19 protein-coding genes are annotated in these 14,671 nt (G+C 67.1%); 11 read left to right on the top strand and 8 right to left on the bottom strand.

Going from position 1 to position 14,671, the window contains the following annotated elements; all coding sequences use genetic code 11:
• The first annotated feature begins 145 nt into the window (after positions 1-145).
• A complete protein-coding gene (locus tag ACTDI4_RS19500; protein WP_442842722.1) occupies positions 146-601 on the top strand; it encodes a DUF2214 family protein in 456 nt (151 codons plus the stop codon).
• Between the two features lie 10 nt (positions 602-611).
• Here ACTDI4_RS19500 and nth read toward each other — a convergent pair whose 3' ends face one another.
• Positions 612-1,415 carry an endonuclease III gene (gene nth, locus ACTDI4_RS19505; protein WP_442842723.1) on the bottom strand — a complete coding sequence of 268 codons (804 nt, stop codon included), beginning with the start codon at positions 1,413-1,415 and terminating at the stop codon, positions 612-614.
• A gap of 22 nt (positions 1,416-1,437) precedes the next feature.
• Between nth and ACTDI4_RS19510 the strand changes: the two genes are divergently transcribed.
• The 4 genes from ACTDI4_RS19510 to ACTDI4_RS19525 all read left to right on the top strand — a co-directional run bounded on the left by ACTDI4_RS19510 (position 1,438) and on the right by ACTDI4_RS19525 (position 4,623).
• A complete protein-coding gene (locus ACTDI4_RS19510) occupies positions 1,438-1,932 on the top strand; it encodes a DUF2244 domain-containing protein (RefSeq protein WP_442842724.1) in 495 nt (164 codons plus the stop codon).
• Positions 1,933-2,028: 96 nt separating this feature from the next.
• Positions 2,029-2,940: a methylated-DNA--[protein]-cysteine S-methyltransferase gene (locus tag ACTDI4_RS19515; RefSeq protein ID WP_442842725.1), complete on the top strand. Its 912-nt coding sequence runs from the start codon at positions 2,029-2,031 to the stop codon at positions 2,938-2,940.
• An 87-nt stretch (positions 2,941-3,027) separates the two neighbouring features.
• Positions 3,028-3,924, top strand: a complete 897-nt coding sequence (locus tag ACTDI4_RS19520; protein ID WP_442842726.1) for a ribokinase — start codon at positions 3,028-3,030, stop codon at positions 3,922-3,924.
• A gap of 84 nt (positions 3,925-4,008) precedes the next feature.
• Positions 4,009-4,623, top strand: a complete 615-nt coding sequence (locus ACTDI4_RS19525) for a LysE family translocator (protein WP_442842727.1) — start codon at positions 4,009-4,011, stop codon at positions 4,621-4,623.
• 7 nt (positions 4,624-4,630) lie between these two features.
• Here the strand turns inward: ACTDI4_RS19525 and ACTDI4_RS19530 are convergent, their stop codons facing one another.
• Positions 4,631-5,572: a nucleoside hydrolase gene (locus tag ACTDI4_RS19530; RefSeq protein WP_442842728.1), complete on the bottom strand. Its 942-nt coding sequence runs from the start codon at positions 5,570-5,572 to the stop codon at positions 4,631-4,633.
• 129 nt (positions 5,573-5,701) lie between these two features.
• Between ACTDI4_RS19530 and ACTDI4_RS19535 the strand changes: the two genes are divergently transcribed.
• Both ACTDI4_RS19535 and ACTDI4_RS19540 read left to right on the top strand, forming a co-directional pair.
• A complete protein-coding gene (locus ACTDI4_RS19535; RefSeq protein WP_442842729.1) occupies positions 5,702-6,127 on the top strand; it encodes an Hsp20 family protein in 426 nt (141 codons plus the stop codon).
• Positions 6,128-6,190: 63 nt separating this feature from the next.
• Complete coding sequence (locus tag ACTDI4_RS19540) at positions 6,191-6,448, top strand: DUF1150 family protein (protein ID WP_442842730.1); 258 nt, start codon at positions 6,191-6,193, stop codon at positions 6,446-6,448.
• A gap of 119 nt (positions 6,449-6,567) precedes the next feature.
• On the opposite strand, the gene ptsN is transcribed toward ACTDI4_RS19540, so the two are convergent.
• The 6 genes from ptsN to lptC form a co-directional block, all read right to left on the bottom strand.
• Entirely contained in the window at positions 6,568-7,032 is a 465-nt protein-coding gene (ptsN, locus tag ACTDI4_RS19545; RefSeq protein ID WP_442842731.1) for a PTS IIA-like nitrogen regulatory protein PtsN, read from the bottom strand.
• 59 nt (positions 7,033-7,091) lie between these two features.
• Positions 7,092-7,676: a ribosome hibernation-promoting factor, HPF/YfiA family gene (gene hpf, locus ACTDI4_RS19550; RefSeq protein ID WP_442842732.1), complete on the bottom strand. Its 585-nt coding sequence runs from the start codon at positions 7,674-7,676 to the stop codon at positions 7,092-7,094.
• Between the two features lie 262 nt (positions 7,677-7,938).
• Positions 7,939-9,471 carry an RNA polymerase factor sigma-54 gene (rpoN, locus tag ACTDI4_RS19555; RefSeq protein WP_442842733.1) on the bottom strand — a complete coding sequence of 511 codons (1,533 nt, stop codon included), beginning with the start codon at positions 9,469-9,471 and terminating at the stop codon, positions 7,939-7,941.
• An 83-nt stretch (positions 9,472-9,554) separates the two neighbouring features.
• A complete protein-coding gene (lptB, locus tag ACTDI4_RS19560; protein ID WP_442842734.1) occupies positions 9,555-10,358 on the bottom strand; it encodes an LPS export ABC transporter ATP-binding protein in 804 nt (267 codons plus the stop codon).
• A gap of 6 nt (positions 10,359-10,364) precedes the next feature.
• The gene (locus ACTDI4_RS19565) at positions 10,365-10,961 is read right to left on the bottom strand and encodes an LptA/OstA family protein (protein WP_442842735.1); all 597 of its coding nucleotides are present in this window, start codon (positions 10,959-10,961) and stop codon (positions 10,365-10,367) included.
• Entirely contained in the window at positions 10,948-11,673 is a 726-nt protein-coding gene (gene lptC, locus ACTDI4_RS19570) for an LPS export ABC transporter periplasmic protein LptC (protein ID WP_442842736.1), read from the bottom strand. Before lptC ends, ACTDI4_RS19565 begins: the two co-directional genes overlap by 14 nt.
• Positions 11,674-11,890: 217 nt before the next feature.
• Between lptC and sppA the strand changes: the two genes are divergently transcribed.
• From sppA to ACTDI4_RS19590, 4 genes are all read left to right on the top strand, one after another.
• The gene (sppA, locus tag ACTDI4_RS19575) at positions 11,891-12,844 is read left to right on the top strand and encodes a signal peptide peptidase SppA (protein WP_442842737.1); all 954 of its coding nucleotides are present in this window, start codon (positions 11,891-11,893) and stop codon (positions 12,842-12,844) included.
• A 78-nt stretch (positions 12,845-12,922) separates the two neighbouring features.
• Positions 12,923-13,207, top strand: a complete 285-nt coding sequence (locus ACTDI4_RS19580; RefSeq protein WP_442842738.1) for an integration host factor subunit beta — start codon at positions 12,923-12,925, stop codon at positions 13,205-13,207.
• 61 nt (positions 13,208-13,268) lie between these two features.
• Complete coding sequence (locus ACTDI4_RS19585) at positions 13,269-13,601, top strand: DUF1049 domain-containing protein (protein ID WP_442842739.1); 333 nt, start codon at positions 13,269-13,271, stop codon at positions 13,599-13,601.
• Positions 13,602-13,638: 37 nt separating this feature from the next.
• Positions 13,639-14,613 carry an ornithine cyclodeaminase family protein gene (locus tag ACTDI4_RS19590; RefSeq protein WP_442842740.1) on the top strand — a complete coding sequence of 325 codons (975 nt, stop codon included), beginning with the start codon at positions 13,639-13,641 and terminating at the stop codon, positions 14,611-14,613.
• The last annotated feature ends 58 nt before the right edge of the window (positions 14,614-14,671 follow it).

Raw genomic sequence — 14,671 nt, forward strand, 5'->3', positions numbered from 1 at the left:
CGGCGCTCAATGCCGTTCCCCGGCGGCCGCAAATTCGCACCGATCGCCGCCCAATGGAACACGGGCTGGGATTTTCCTTCCGCAATGTTAATCTCGGCACCGGCAAGCCGGCCGGCGCCAAGCCGAAATCGACCGGGAGGGAAAAATGGAAACGACGGACCTTGTGCTCGCCATCCTTCACCATCTTCTGGCGTTCTCGCTGGCCGGCATCATCGCCGCCGAATTCGTGCTGGTGCGCGAGGGCATGTCGGCCCGGACGCTCCGGCGCCTGGCCGGCATCGACCGCCACTACGGCCTCATCGCCCTGCTCGTCATCATCGTCGGCGCGGCCCGCGTCGTCTACGGCCTGAAGGGCTGGGAGTTCTACGTCTACAACTGGGTGTTCTGGGCCAAGATGGCGGCCTTCGCGGCGGTCGGGCTGCTTTCGATCGTGCCGACGATGCGCTTCCTGGCCTGGCGCCGCAGTGCCGCCGCCGACCCCGCCTTCCAGGTGCCGCAGGGCGAGCTGGCGACGGTCCGCGCCTATGTCAGGGCCCAGGCTGCGCTCTTTTTCCTCATCCCGACCTTCGCTGCGGCGATGGCCCGCGGCTATGGATTGTAGGAGGAAGCGCTCAGGCGGGTTGTTCGACCGGCCCCAGGGGCGCGATTTCCCGGAGCGGCGCGGGAACGTCCGTCGTCTTGTCCGGCCACTTGCAGATGTCGGCGATGACGCAGGCCGGGCAATCTGGCTTGCGCGCCTTGCAGACATAGCGCCCGTGCAGGATCAGCCAGTGATGCGCATGGCGCATATATTCGTCCGGGATGATGCGCACCAGGGCGCGCTCCACCGCCTCCGGCGTCTTGCCGGGCGCCAGCCCGATGCGGTTGGCGATGCGGAATATGTGGGTGTCCACGGCCATTGTGTGCTGGCCGAAGGCCATGTTGAGCACGACATTGGCGGTCTTCCTGCCCACGCCCGGCAATTTGATCAGTTCCTCGCGGCTGTCGGGGACCTCGCCCGCGTGGTCGCGGATCAGCGCCTCGCAGAGCGCGATCACATTCTTGGCCTTGTTGCGCCACAGGCCGATGGTGCGGATGTATTCGCCCAGCCTCGCCTCGCCCAGCGCCAGCATCCGTTGCGGCGTGTCCGCGACCTTGAACAGAGGCCGCGTCGCCTTGTTCACGCCCGCGTCGGTCGCCTGTGCCGACAACACCACCGCAACCAGCAGCGTGAAAGCGTTGACATGTTCCAGTTCGCCTTTCGGCTCCGGCCGCTGCACCGAGAAGCGCCGGAAGATTTCCGCCACTTCGGCGGCGCTGTAGGCGGATTTCGGCGCACGGGCACGCCCGCGTGCCGCAGTGCTGGCCGTCTTGCTGCGGGCGGCAGGGCGATCATTTTCGGGTGACGGTCGATCTTTGGTCTTGGGCGCGGCCATATCCGTCCTATAATGGCCTTCCATGAGCGATACAAACGTCACCTTTGCCGCAGACGAGCCGTTCTTCCGGGCGTTGCTGACCCCGCACCGCTCGCTCGGCCGCACCGGCTTTGCCATCCTGATGGGCGCGCTGCTGTTCGGCTGGGCCGTCACCGGCGTGGTCATGCTCTCGCGCGGGGCCTGGCCGGTGTTCGGCTTCTTCGGGCTGGACGTGATCGGGCTCTATGTCGCCTTCCGCCTCAACTACCGCGCAGCCCGCGCCCATGAGGAGGTTTCGGTGTCGCGCACCGCGCTCGACATCTTGAAGGTCGCGCCATCGGGCAAGTCAGAAAGCCATCACTTCAACCCGTTCTGGGCGCGGTTTTCGGTGGCGCGCCATGCCGAGATCGGCATCACCCGCATGGCCGTGGAAGCCCAGGGCGAGACGGTGCCGATCGGCTCCTTTTTGAACCCAGACGACCGCGAAAGCTTCGCTTCCGCCTTCACGCGCGCCCTGGCGCGGGCAAGGGCGCGCTGAATTCACGGGCCGGGGGCCGTCTCTCCGCATCAAGGCAGGTTTCGGGTGGTTATGCCGCCGTGGACAGCCGATATTCGGCGCCAAGGAGACATTGCCATGAACGCTCTCATGCCTATCAATGCGCCCATGCCGCTGAAACCGACCGCCACCCTCGAGAAAGACATCACGCCCGACGGAGGCGACTACGAGATCGTGCGCCGCGCCATCGAGAAGATCAGCCTCGACTACCGCGACCAGCCCTCGCTTGAGGAACTGGCGCAGGCTGTCGGCGAGACCCCGACCGGCCTCCAGAAGCTGTTCACCCGCTGGGCCGGCCTGTCGCCCAAGGCCTTCCTGCAGGCGGTGACGCTGGACCACGCGCGCCGGCTGCTGGATTCCGGCATGCCGCTGCTGGAAGCCTCGCTGGAAGTGGGAATGTCCGGCCCCGGCCGGCTGCACGATCTCTTCATCACCCACGAGGCGATGTCGCCGGGCGACTACAAGAACCGCGGCGCGGGGCTCACCATCCGCTACGGCTTCCACATCTCGCCCTTCGGCGTGGCGCTGGTCATGGTCACCGACCGGGGGCTGGCCGGCCTGTCCTTCAACGACGCCGGCAGCGAGCGCGAGGCCTTCGCCGACATGTCCGGCCGCTGGCCGAACGCGACCTATGTCGAGGACATGGCCGCCACGGCGTCCTATGCGGCACGCATCTTCGATCCCGCCCGCTGGAGGGCGGACCAGCCGCTGCGCGTGGTGCTCATCGGCACCGACTTCCAGGTCAGGGTGTGGGAAGCGCTGCTGCGCATCCCCATGGGCCGCGCCTGCACCTATTCCTCGATCGCAACCAGCATCGGCGCGCCCAAGGCCGCCCGCGCGGTGGGCGCGGCGGTGGGCGCCAACCCGGTGTCCTTCGTGGTGCCGTGCCACCGCGCCATCGGCTCCACCGGCGCGCTGACGGGCTATCACTGGGGGTTGACGCGCAAGCGCGCCATTCTCGGCTGGGAAGCCGGCCAGGTGTCCGGGTAAGGTTACTGGACGCAAAGCCGGGCATATTCCCAACCGGCATCGAAATGGTCTAAGCCTTCCGGAGTTCTCCAGGAGGCTTTTTCGTTCATGATTGTCGTTGTCGGTTCGATCAATCTCGACATGATCACCACAGTGGGCCGCCTGCCGGGGCCCGGCGAGACCGTGCGCGGCACCGGTTTTGCCACCGCGCCCGGCGGCAAGGGCGCCAACCAGGCGCTTGCCGCCGCCCGGGCAGGTGCGGCGGTGCGCATGATCGGGGCCGTCGGCAAGGACAGCTTTGCCGCCGAGGCGCTGGCGCTGCTGCGCCAGGGCGGTGTCAACCTGTCCGGCGTGCGCGAGGCGCAAAGCGCCACCGGCACGGCCGCCATCCTGGTGGACGAGGCCGGCGAGAACATGATCGCGCTGGCCCCGGGCGCCAATGATTCGGTGCTGCCGGGCGATCTTTCCCGGGCCGCGCCGAAAAAAGGCGACGTCGTGCTGCTCCAGCAGGAGATCCCGCTCGCCACCGTGCAAGCCGCGCTCGACGCGGCGGCCGCCGCCGGCGCCATGACCGTGCTCAACACCGCTCCCTTCTTCGCCGAGACGGCGGGCCATCTCGGCAAGGCCGACTTCGCCGTCGCCAACGAGACCGAGTTCGACCTCTATTGCGAGGCGCTGGCGCTTGCCGGAGACGACCGCGCGGCGCGCATGCGCGCCTATGCGCGCAAGACCGGCCGCGCCATCGTGGTCACGCTGGGCGGCGACGGCGTGCTTGCCGCCACGCCCGACGAGATGCTGTCCGTGCCGGCGCTGAAGATCGTGCCCGTCGACACGGTCGGCGCCGGCGACACCTTCTGCGGCTATTTCGCCGCCGGCCTCGGCGCCGGCCTGCCGCTGCGCGAGGCACTGGAGCGCGCCGCCGCCGCCGCCTCGCTGGCCTGCCTCAAGCCGGGCGCGCAGCCGGCCATCCCGCTGGCAACCGAGGTGGCCGCGGCCCTGAAATAGGCGCCGGTGTCTCCGTGCCGGGGCTTGCACACGCGCCCCGGCCATGCACTCTCTCGGGGCATCGGCTTGCCTGAAAGGTTGAACATGTCGCTTTCGGTCTACAGCGCCTTCCTCGTCGCCTGCATCGTCATCATCCTCGTCCCCGGCCCCACGGTGACACTGATCGTGGCCAATTCCATCCGCCACGGCACGCGGGCCGGGCTTGCCAATGTCGCCGGCACGCAGGTGGGGCTTGGCATCGCCATCGCCATCGTCGGCGTCGGCCTGACATCGCTGATCGAAGGCATGGGCCACTGGTTCGAATGGGTGCGGCTGCTCGGCGCCGCCTATCTGATCTGGATCGGGGTTCAGCTATTTCGCCAGAAGGGCCGGCTGAGCGCCGACGGCACCGCGAGGGCGCCGCATGGCGGCTTCTTCCTCCAGGGCCTGCTGGTAGCGCTCAGCAACCCCAAGATGCTGATCTTCTTCGGCGCCTTCCTGCCGCAGTTCATCGACCCGTCCGGCAACCATGCGGCGCAGATCGCGATCATGGGCGTCACCGCCATGATCTGCGCCGCCGTGTCCGACAGCGGCTACGCCTTCGCCGCCGGACGGGCGGCCAGGGCGCTGTCGGCCAGCCGTATGAGGCTGCTTTCGCGGATCAGCGGCAGCTTCCTCATCGGCGGCGGCCTCTGGCTGGCCTTTTCACGGGCGAAGTGACGGCACGTTACAGCCGCCCCAGCCGCTCCACCAGCAGCGCGAAGAAGCCGTCGGCGTCGATGTCGCGCATCACCATGGCGTTCTTCGGCCGGCCGGTGACGCCCCACCAGTCCACCACGGTCATGCCCATGGTCAGTTCCGAGGCTGTCTCCACCGTCACGTTGCAATGGCGCCCCTTGAACAGCTCCGGCTTCAGCACGTAGGCCACCACGCAGGGGTCGTGCAGCGGGCCGCCGTCGGTGCCGTATTTCTCCTCGTCGAAACGCTCGAAGAAGTCGAGCAGCGCCGCCGTGGCCTCGCCCACCGGGGTGCCCAGCCTGCGGAACGCCTCGACGCGGCGCGCCGTGGTCAGCGCCTTGTGGGTGACGTCCAGCGGCATCATCACGATCGGCACGCCCGAGCGCAGCACGACCTCGGCCGCGTGCGGGTCGACATAGATGTTGAACTCGGCCGTGGGCGTCACGTTGCCGCCCTCGAAGAAACCGCCCCCCATCAGCACGATCTCGCGGATGCGCGTGGCGATGCGCGGCTCGCGGATCAGGGCGAGCGCCACGTTGGTGAGCGGCCCGAGCGGGCAGATCGTGACGCTGCCCGGCGCTTCGCGCATCAGGGTCTCGACGATGAAGTCGACGCCGTGCTGCTCCTGCAGCTTCATCGTCGGCTCGGGCAGCACCGGACCGTCGAGCCCCGTCCTGCCATGCACATGCTCGGCAGTGACCAGCGGGCGCACCAGCGGCCGCACGGCCCCCGCGAACACCTTGACGTCCGGCCGGCCGGCCAGCTCGCAGATCTTGCGGGCGTTCTTCTCGGTGAGGTTGAGCGGCACGTTGCCGGCGACGGCGGTGATGCCGAGGACCTCCAGTTCCGGGCTGCCGAGCGCCAGCAATATGGCGACGGCATCGTCTTGGCCGGGGTCGGTGTCGATGATGATCTTGCGCTTTTCGGGCATTTCGATTCCTTGTTGGGCGTCTGTCGCGACGGCTTGAACTTGTCTGCGCGGCGGACCATATCAGTGCCATCGGGAAAGATGCCAGTCGGGCTTTTCCGGTTCATGTCGCTCTTGAGAGGACACTGTAACATGTCTCGAATGACGCCCTTTTCCAGCCCGCTCCTCCTAGGCTTCGACGCCATGGAAAAGACGCTGGAACGCCTGGCCAAAACCGGCGACGGCTATCCTCCCTACAATATCGAGCGCCTGCGCGGAACCGAAGGCAGCGCGGAGCGGTTGAGGATAACGCTGGCCGTGGCCGGATTCGCCGAAAGCGACCTGGAGGTCACCATCGAGGAGAACCAACTGGTCGTGCGCGGACGGCAGTCGGACGACGTGGAACGCGAATATCTTCATCGCGGCATCGCCGCGCGCCAGTTCCAGCGTTTCTTCGTGCTGGCGGACGGCATGCGAGTGGTAGCCGCTGAACTGAAGAACGGCCTGCTGGCGATCGACCTCGACCGGCCGGAAGCCGAGAGACTGGTACGGAAAATAAACATATCGGTGAAAGACTGATCTTTGCCGATGGCTCTCATGCGGGACGGCCGCGCGGCGGCGGCCCGCTGGAAGGAGGCTGAAATGACCAGCACTGACGAAAGACTGCCCATGACCAGCGGCGAATTCGCCCATCTCGGCGAAGGCTCGGTGGCGTATCTGCGGAAAATGACCAGCGACGATCTGCGCGGCCGGTTCCCCGGCCTGGGCGAAATCGCGTCCGGGATGGAACTGTGGGCGCTGTTTTCCGCCAACGGCCAGCCGATCCTGCTCTCGGATGCGCGTGAGCGCGCGCTGGCCGGCGCGATGGAAAACGATCTGGTGACCGTCGCCATCCACTGAGGCCGACAAGCCCCGAGGACCGGCGGCACGCCTTCACGCAACAAAGGCGGGCACGCAACGAAAACGGGCCGCGCATGGCGGCCCCTCCAGGTTTTACCCCGAATTGCCTGCCCGAAAGATCAGGCGGCGTGCGAGGCCGGCGTCTCCGACAGCAGCGCATGGATGGCGGCGGCGTCGCGCGTGCCCCTGATCTTGGCGACCGTGTCGGTGTCGCGCAGCACGCGCGCGATGCGCGACAGCGCCTTGAGGTGATCAGCACCGGCCCCTTCCGGGGCCAGCAGCAGAAAGACGAGGTCGACCGGCTGGTCGTCCAGCGCCTCGAAATCGACCGGCGTCTCCAGCCGGGCGAACACGCCGGTGATGCGCCTGACCCCGGCCAGTTTGCCGTGGGGAATGGCGATACCGTTGCCCACCCCGGTCGAGCCAAGCCGCTCGCGCTGGAGGATGGTGTCGAACACTTCCCGCTCGGGAATGCCTGAAATGGTTGCGGCGCGTTCGGCCAGGAGTTGCAAAAGCTGCTTCTTGGAATTCGCCTTCAACGCCGGCATGACTGCCGAAACGTCGATCAGATCGCTAAGATCCATTTCTGAAAACCTCTTGCTCGTCGGTCGCGGTTGACCCGCGAATCCGCGCCCGGCGGGTCCTATTCCTGCGCGACCTTGGTCAGCGAAGGGTCGATCCAGCCGATATTGCCGTCCGGCCGGCGGTAGACGATGTTGAGATGGTCATTGCGGGCGTTGCGGAAGACGAAGACGGGCGTGTCCGTGATGTCCAGTTCGATGACCGCCGAGGCAACCGACATGGTCTTCACCGACACGGTCGATTCGGCGACGATGGCCGGGGCGAAGTTCTCCGGCATGTCCTCGTCGTCGTCGGCCAGCGGCGCCATGATGGCGTAAGGAACGTCGGTGGCCTGGCCGTTGGCCGAACCGGAATAATGCGACTTCAATCGGCGCTTGTAGCGCCGCAACCGGGTTTCCAGCCGCTCTGCCGCCGCTTCGAAAGCAAGAGAGGGCTCCTGCGCCTGGCCGGTGGCCTGGAGCGACGTGCCGGAATCGAGCCTGACCACACAATCGGCCGTGAAACGCGACCCGGATTTGATGACCGTCACATGGCCTGAATACCCGCGATCGAAATATTTCCCGATCGCCTCGCCGACACGGCCGGTGATGCGTTCGCGGAACGCGTCGCCGATATCCATGTGCTTTCCCGATATGCGCAGCGTCATCTTGAAACCGACCTTCCCTGCTCAGGTTAACACTTTCCGGAGTTTATACCCGTGGTCCACGCGCACAAGCCGCCCGGCGCCTCTCGCACCGATTATAGTCCGAACTTCGCGGTTGATCACAGCCGCCCTTCCAGCCACCCGTGGCCTGTAGTGTGACGGTCCACCCGCATGCGGGCCCCGCCCGTCCCATGCGGGCGGGCTTCTAGACACTTCCCCGCCGCTTGTCAACGAAGGCCGGAAACTGTGGAAATCCGGCCGCGGCTCATCGCCCGGCGCCCGCCATCGCCCGTTTTTCGCGCCGCCGCTGCACCGAGGATGGAATATTCATGCCTTCGCGGTACTTGGCCACGGTGCGCCTGGCGATGTCGACGCCGTCCGCCTTCAGCCGGTCCACGATGGCGTCGTCGGAAAGCACGTCGTCCGCCCGCTCCTCCTCGATCATCTGCCGGATGCGGTCGCGCACCCCTTCGGAGGAATGGGCCTCGCCGCCATCGGCGGACGCGATCGAGGCGGTGAAGAAATAGCGCAGTTCGAACACGCCGCGCGGGGTCATCATGTATTTGTTGGCGGTCACCCGGCTGACCGTCGATTCGTGCATGCCGATGGCGTCGGCCACCGTCTTCAGGTTGAGCGGCTTCAGATGCCGCACGCCGTGGACGAGGAAGGCATCCTGCTGGCGCACGATCTCCGACGCCACCTTGAGGATGGTGCGGGCGCGCTGGTCGAGGCTGCGCGTCAGCCAGTTGGCGTTCTGCAGGCATTCGGCCAGGAAGTCCCTCTCGGCCTGGCTTCTGGCGCCGCCGGACACGTTGGCGAAATAGGTCCGGTCCACCAGCACGCGCGGCAGCGCGTCGGGGTTCAATTCCACCGCCCAGCTTCCGTCGGCCGCCGCCCGCACCTCGACGTCCGCGACAATGGCGTCGCTGGCACCGGCCGAAAAGGCCAGCCCCGGGCGCGGATCGAGCGCGCGGATCTCCGCCAGCATGTCGAGAAGGTCCTCCTCGTCGACCCCGCAGATGCGCTTAAGCGCCTGGAAATCGCGCCGGGCCAGAAGCTCCAGATTGGCGAGCAGCGCCTGCATGGCCGGGTCGAGCCGGTCGCGCGCGGCGAGCTGAAGCGAGAGGCATCCCGCCAGGTCCGCCGCAAAGATGCCCGTCGGTTCGAAGCTTCGGCAGGTGGCCAGCACCGCCGCCACGGCGGCCGGACCGGCGCCGAGCCGCTTCGCGATTTCGTCCGGATCGGCGCGCAGATAGCCGGCTTCGTCCAGCCCGTCGGCCAGTTCGCTCGCGATCAGCCGCTCGGCCGGGTCGGTGAAGGCGAACGCGATCTGCTCGCCCACATGGTCGCGCAGCGTCACCCTTGCGGCGGCCATCTCCTCCATGTCGAAGCCGTCGCCCGCGACAGCGCCGCCCGGCGCCGACTTCCATTGCGCCGAAAGATCGGGCCCCAGCCGCTCGGAGGTGCCGGGATCGTCGGGAAAAAGGTTCTCCAGCGAAGCGTCGAGCTTGGCCGAAATGGCTTCGGCGCTCCATTGCGTCTCCGCCTCGAACCAGTCCCCGTCCGGTCGCGCCTCGTCCCGGGCGGCTTCCTGCGCAGCCTCGGTTCCTTCCGGCTCGCCGGCGCCCTCCTGCGGCGGCTCGGCACGTTCCAGCAGCGGATTGCGCTCGACTTCCTCGTCGATGAAGCGCTCCAGTTCGGCATGGGTGAGCTGGAGCAGCCGGATCGACTGCATGAGCTGCGGCGTCATCACCAGCGACTGCGTCTGGCGTAGCTGCAATTTGGCCGACAGCGCCATGTGCGAAGCGGAACTCCGGTCCGGATGAAATCACGCCGGATGAAACTGGCCCGGCTTTTGCTTGTCAAGCCGGGCAGAGGCCGTCAGAGCGTGAAGGCCTCGCCGAGATACAGCCGCCTCACGTCGGGGTTGGCCACGATCTCTTCCGCGCGGCCATGGGTCAGCACCTGCCCGGCATGGATGATGTAGGCGCGGTCGATGAGGCCCAGCGTCTCGCGCACATTGTGGTCGGTGATCAGCACGCCGATGCCGCGCGCCGTCAGATGCCGCACCAGTTGCTGGATATCCGCCACCGCGATGGGGTCGATGCCCGCGAAAGGTTCGTCGAGCAGCATATAGGCGGGGCGGCTGGCCAGCGCCCGCGCGATCTCCAGCCGCCGCCGCTCGCCGCCCGAAAGCGCCAGCGACGGCGCCTTGCGCAGATGGGTGATGTGAAATTCCTCCAGCAGCGCGTCGAGATTCTTCTCGCGCTCCTTGGCGCTTTTCTCCACGACCTCCAGCACGGCGCGGATGTTCTGTTCCACATTGAGGCCGCGGAAGATCGACGCCTCCTGCGGCAGGTAGCCGATGCCGAGCCGCGCGCGGCGGTACATGGGCATTGAGGTGACGTCGAAACCGTCGATCTCGATCGTGCCTTCGTCCACCGGCACCAGCCCGGTGACCATGTAGAAGCAGGTCGTCTTGCCGGCGCCGTTGGGTCCGAGCAGGCCGACCGCCTCGCCGGCGCGCACGCCCAGCGACACGCCGCTCACCACCTTGCGGCCCTTGTAGCTCTTGGTCAGGCCACGCGCGATCAGCGTGCCCTTGAACTTGGACTTGCCGTCCGTGTCCGCGGCCACGGCCGGCGCGGCCGGTCCCGTGGCCGTTCGTCTGGCTAACCGCAACATCGACGCTCAGGGCTTCTTCTGCGAGTCCGGGGTGATCGACATCATGACGCGGCCGCCCTTGCCGCAACTGTCCACCTGCGCAAGGCCGCTCTGCGTCTGCACCGTGAGCTTGCAGCCCACCAGCACGTTGGTGCCGTCGGACAGCACCACCTTGTCGCCGGACAGCACCAGCACCTGGCTCTTCATGTCGAAGGTGCCGCGATCGCCCGTGGCCACCTGCGTATCGGACTTGATGTAGACCTTGTCGTCCACCTCGATGTGGTCGATGTTGCCGGAGCCGGGTATGCCCGCCTCGGCGCTCCCGCCCGCAGCGGCCGGCTGCGCCGGGGCGTCCTTGGGCGGCTTGGTGTAGTAGACCTTCATCGTTCCAGCCTTCAAAAGCGTCGGCCCCTGCACCACGCTGACATTGCCGGAAAATATGGCGAGATTCTCGTTCTGGCGCACCTCGAGCTTGTCGCTCTCGATCTGGATCGGCTTGTCGTTGCTCAGCTTGAGGTTTGATACGCTGGTTGCGCCGCCCGACTGGGCGAGCGCCGCGCAGGCGCCTCCCGCCATGAGCACCGCAGCGGCTGCGAAAAGCCGCATCGACCTACTGGACCGCATTCGCCCCTCCGCCCTTCTCGTTGGCCGCCTTCAATGTGGCGGAATCTATGTTGACGCGCACGTGTCCCTCGAATGTCAGGACCTTGCCATGTTCCCCGACCGACATCGCATCCGACACGATCCGCGTTCCCCCGCGGGTGATGTCGACCGGGTCCTCGGTCTTCATATTCCCTTTGGCGATGTCGAGAAAGGCCGATTTCAACTTGGCCTCCATGCCGTCGGTCGTGGTGATGGTGAAGGCGCTGTCGAGATCGATCGTGTTCTTCTCGCGGTCATAGACGCCGTGCTGCGCCTGGATGGCGGCGAAGTTGTCCGCCGAAAGCGGCAGCTTGGCGTTGATTCCCTCCAGTTGGATCAGGCTCTCCCGGGAGACCTCCTGGATGGCCCGCTGCGCCATCATGGAATAGGGCAGGTTCTGCTTGGTGAAGCCTTCGAGCTTGGGATGGGCCATCACCAGCTTGCCGTCGGAAAAGGCGGTGGCGTCGGCCTGCACCGGCACAGAGACCGGGGTGGCCAGATAGGAATAGACCGGAAAGGCAACCGCGATCGCCGCAGCGGCCAGCGGCAGCGCCAGCTTGAGGAAGCGCACCCGCCGCGAATGGCGCTGCGCACGCCCAAACGCGGCCGCGCGCGGCGAATCCGGGAGAACGTCTGCCGGCCCGGCGACAACGTCGGCTGCCTGCTCCGTCTCTTGCGCCGCCATAGCCGTCATGCAGGTTCCTTCGCCAGCCCGTTTGCAGCCCTATAGTTTGGCATTTGAACGCATGCAAACAAGCACGTGCGAAGGAAAACCGCAAAAATGGCCTGATTCGACGCCCCCATTGCCGGTCCGCGGAGACGAATTGCCGCCGGAAAATCATCGCAATGCAGTGGCCGTGCTGCCGGCCTTGCTCTAAAAATACCGAATTCCTTGCAGAACGAGGCACATCATGACCTTCAGAGCCGACGACCTGATCGAGCGCCGACGCCTGCGGCGCAAGCTGACCTTCTGGCGCGTGGCGGCCTTCCTCATCGTGCTGCTGGGGCTGGCCGGGCTGTCGGCCTGGTTCTATCGCGCGGACCTGGGCGGCACGGCTTCCGACCACATCGCCAAGGTCAGGATCGAAGGCACGATCACCCAGGACGACGAACTGGTCGAGCGGCTGGAAAAGATCCGCAAGTCGCCGCAGGTCAAGGGCGTGATCCTGGCGATCGATTCGCCCGGCGGCACCACCGCCGGCGCGGAATATATCTATGACGAGGTGCGCAAGCTCGCCGCCGACAAGCCGGTCGCCGCCGAGGTGGGCTCGCTGGGCGCCTCCGCCGCCTACATGATCGCCACCGCCACCGACCACATCGTGGCGCGCCAGACCTCGATCGTCGGCTCGATCGGCGTGCTGATCCAGTATCCCGACCTCAGCGGCCTGATGGACAAGCTGGGCGTCAAGCTGGAAGAGGTGAAGTCCGCGCCGCTCAAGGCCGAGCCTTCGCCCTTCAAGCCCACTTCGGACGCCGCGCGCGAGATGGTGCGCAAGCTCATCATGGACAGCTACGACTGGTTCGTCGGCATCGTCGCCGAGCGCCGCCACATGAGCCGCGACCAGGTGCTGCCGCTGGCCGACGGCTCCGTCTTTTCCGGCCGCCAGGCCGTCGCCAACAAGCTGATCGACGCGCTCGGCGGCGAGGACGAGGCCGTCGCCTGGCTGGGCACGAAGGGCGTGGACGCCAAGCTCAGGGTCGTGGAATGGAAGAGCACCCGGCGCGGCAGCTTCTTCCTCCCCGATTCGCTTGCCGGCCTGGCGGCCCAGGCGCTGGGCCTGCCGCAGGGCAACGGCGACCTGCTGCGGGAACTGGGCGCCGACCGCTTGTTCCTTGACGGTCTGGTCTCGGTCTGGCACCCTTGACAGGCTGCCCAGCACAATGAAAAACCAAATAAAATCATCCGTATAATTTTGACGCAGCGCTTCACGGGGACCGTCCGCATGATCAAGTCCGAGCTTGTGCAAATCATCGCCGCGCGCAATCCGCATCTGTTCCTGCGCGACGTGGAAAACATCGTCAACGCCATATTCGACGAGATCACCGACGCGCTGGCCGATGGCAACCGCGTCGAGCTGCGCGGCTTCGGCGCCTTTTCGGTCAAGAACCGGCCGGCGCGCACCGGCCGCAACCCACGCACCGGCGAATCGGTGGAGGTCGAGGAGAAGTGGGTTCCGTTCTTCAAGACCGGCAAGGAGTTGCGCGAAAGGCTGAACGGAGCCAAATAGGCGCCGTGCCCGCCCGGCCGTCATGGCCGCGGCCGGGCCAGGTCGTCTGACAGGAACCGCAATGGTCAACCGCTTCGTGCTCATCGTCGTCTTCGTGCCGCTGGCCGTGATCCTGATCGCGCTGGCGGTCGCCAACCGGGAAGCCGTGCCCTTCACGCTCGACCCGTTCAATCCCGGCAACCCGGCGCTCACGGCGACGCTGCCGCTGTTCGTGCTTTTGTTCGCCTCTCTGCTGCTCGGCATGATCGTGGGCAGCGCGGTGACCTGGGTGAAGCAGGGCCGCTACCGCAAGCTGGCGCGCCAGCGCGGCCTCGAGGCGGAGAACCTGCGCCAGGCCGTCGCCCGCGCGCCGGCAACGCCCGCAAATCCCGTGCTGCCCGGCCCCGCCGCCTGAACCGGCACGGCCCGCCAGCCTCGCGAGGGAGTTCACGATGCTGACCATCTCGGCCGCCGACGTCAACCGCGCGCTCACCTTTCCCGGCCTTGTCGACACCCTGCGCGAAGCCTTCCGCAAGGGCGCCTTGCAGCCGGTGCGCCACCACCACGCGATTGAGCGGCCGGACGGCGCCGACGCCACGCTGCTGCTGATGCCGGCGTGGGGCGACTTCAAGGCCGCCGGCACCTCCAGGGACGGCCATATCGGCGTCAAGATCGTCACCGTCGCGCCCGACAACAACGCCATCGGCAAGCCGGCGGTGATGGGGCTCTATCTCCTGCTCGACGGCGTCACCGGCGAGCTGCAGGCCCTCATCGACGGCCAGCGGCTCACCCAATGGCGCACGGCCTGCGCCTCGGCGCTGGCCGCGACCTGGCTGGCGCGCGAGGATGCCGGGCGGCTTCTCGTGATCGGCGCCGGCGCGCTGGCGCCCTTCCTGGCCAAGGCACATGCGGCGGTGCGGCCGATCCACACCATCCGCGTCTGGAACCGCACCCACGCCAATGCCGTGAAGGTGGCCACGCAATTGCGCGCCGAGGGTCTTGCGGCCGAGGCGTCGAGCGACCTCGACGCCGAGCTTGCCCAGGCAGACATCGTCTCCTGCGCCACCATCTCGCCCACGCCGCTGGTCAAGGGCGCGCTGCTGAAGCCGGGCGCCCATGTCGACCTCGTCGGCGGCTTCACGCCGCAACTGCGCGAAAGCGACGACGACACGATCGTGCGCGCCCGCGTCTATGTCGACACCCGCGCCGGCGCCACCAAGGAGGCCGGCGACATCGTGCAGCCGCTCGCCTCCGGCCTGCTGAAGCCGGAGGCGATCGTCGCCGACCTTGCCGAACTTGCCCGCGGCGAAAAGAAAGGCCGCGAAAGCGCCGGCGAGATCACGCTGTTCAAATCGGTGGGGGCGGCGCTCGAGGACCTCGCCGCCGGCATCGCAGTCTACGAAGCGCTGAAGCAGCACAGGCTCTGAACCGCCGGCGAGGAACCGCCTCTCCTCTGTTGCGCGGCCCCGGGGCCTATGCCAAAAG

It is taken from the genome of Mesorhizobium sp. PUT5 (assembly GCF_052216645.1).
GTDB lineage: Bacteria > Pseudomonadota > Alphaproteobacteria > Rhizobiales > Rhizobiaceae > Mesorhizobium.

Coding starts and splice junctions, on each gene's coding strand:
- ACTDI4_RS19500 (WP_442842722.1), top strand. CDS start 146: ATGGAAACGACGGACCTTGTGCTCGCCATCCTTCACCATCTTCTGGCG.
- nth (WP_442842723.1), bottom strand. CDS start 1,415: ATGGCCGCGCCCAAGACCAAAGATCGACCGTCACCCGAAAATGATCGC.
- ACTDI4_RS19510 (WP_442842724.1), top strand. CDS start 1,438: ATGAGCGATACAAACGTCACCTTTGCCGCAGACGAGCCGTTCTTCCGG.
- ACTDI4_RS19515 (WP_442842725.1), top strand. CDS start 2,029: ATGAACGCTCTCATGCCTATCAATGCGCCCATGCCGCTGAAACCGACC.
- ACTDI4_RS19520 (WP_442842726.1), top strand. CDS start 3,028: ATGATTGTCGTTGTCGGTTCGATCAATCTCGACATGATCACCACAGTG.
- ACTDI4_RS19525 (WP_442842727.1), top strand. CDS start 4,009: ATGTCGCTTTCGGTCTACAGCGCCTTCCTCGTCGCCTGCATCGTCATC.
- ACTDI4_RS19530 (WP_442842728.1), bottom strand. CDS start 5,572: ATGCCCGAAAAGCGCAAGATCATCATCGACACCGACCCCGGCCAAGAC.
- ACTDI4_RS19535 (WP_442842729.1), top strand. CDS start 5,702: ATGTCTCGAATGACGCCCTTTTCCAGCCCGCTCCTCCTAGGCTTCGAC.
- ACTDI4_RS19540 (WP_442842730.1), top strand. CDS start 6,191: ATGACCAGCACTGACGAAAGACTGCCCATGACCAGCGGCGAATTCGCC.
- ptsN (WP_442842731.1), bottom strand. CDS start 7,032: ATGGATCTTAGCGATCTGATCGACGTTTCGGCAGTCATGCCGGCGTTG.
- hpf (WP_442842732.1), bottom strand. CDS start 7,676: ATGACGCTGCGCATATCGGGAAAGCACATGGATATCGGCGACGCGTTC.
- rpoN (WP_442842733.1), bottom strand. CDS start 9,471: ATGGCGCTGTCGGCCAAATTGCAGCTACGCCAGACGCAGTCGCTGGTG.
- lptB (WP_442842734.1), bottom strand. CDS start 10,358: ATGTTGCGGTTAGCCAGACGAACGGCCACGGGACCGGCCGCGCCGGCC.
- ACTDI4_RS19565 (WP_442842735.1), bottom strand. CDS start 10,961: ATGCGGTCCAGTAGGTCGATGCGGCTTTTCGCAGCCGCTGCGGTGCTC.
- lptC (WP_442842736.1), bottom strand. CDS start 11,673: ATGACGGCTATGGCGGCGCAAGAGACGGAGCAGGCAGCCGACGTTGTC.
- sppA (WP_442842737.1), top strand. CDS start 11,891: ATGACCTTCAGAGCCGACGACCTGATCGAGCGCCGACGCCTGCGGCGC.
- ACTDI4_RS19580 (WP_442842738.1), top strand. CDS start 12,923: ATGATCAAGTCCGAGCTTGTGCAAATCATCGCCGCGCGCAATCCGCAT.
- ACTDI4_RS19585 (WP_442842739.1), top strand. CDS start 13,269: ATGGTCAACCGCTTCGTGCTCATCGTCGTCTTCGTGCCGCTGGCCGTG.
- ACTDI4_RS19590 (WP_442842740.1), top strand. CDS start 13,639: ATGCTGACCATCTCGGCCGCCGACGTCAACCGCGCGCTCACCTTTCCC.